This window comes from Arsenicitalea aurantiaca (assembly GCF_003994485.1).
GTDB classification, from domain to species: Bacteria; Pseudomonadota; Alphaproteobacteria; order Rhizobiales; family Devosiaceae; genus Arsenicitalea; species Arsenicitalea aurantiaca.
In genome coordinates this window covers 1-368 of record NZ_RZNJ01000019.1, presented here as the reverse complement: position 1 = coordinate 368, position 368 = coordinate 1, and the positions used below count along the sequence as shown (strand labels likewise).

1 protein-coding gene is annotated in these 368 nt (G+C 67.9%); it reads right to left on the bottom strand.

The window, feature by feature from the left end:
- A partial coding sequence (locus tag EMQ25_RS17910) for a glycosyltransferase (RefSeq protein WP_127189971.1) occupies positions 1-368 on the bottom strand: 368 nt, incomplete at both ends.

Below are 368 nucleotides of genomic sequence, written 5' to 3'. Positions count from 1 at the left end.
GCCCGGTCTCGGGGTCGTGGAAGAGCGCGATGCTGCGGGCGAGGAAATCGCGGTGCGGCACGAAATCGGCATCGAGCACCGCGACGAAATCGGGCTGGTCCGGGGTGCCGCGCAGCCGCTCGAGCGTATGGTTGATGTTGCCCGCCTTGCTGTGGCGATTGTCGGGGCGGGTGACGTGGATGACGCCCATCTCGCGGCATCGATCCCCCAGCCAGTCGCGGCGCCCGTCATCGAGCACGTAGATGCGCTTGTTCGGCCAGTCGCAGGCGAGCGCGCCGGCAATGGTGCGCTCGAGCACCGGCCACTCCTCATTGTAGGTGGCGATGAGGACGGCGATCGAAGGCGGGCTGTCGCCGAACCAGTGCAGA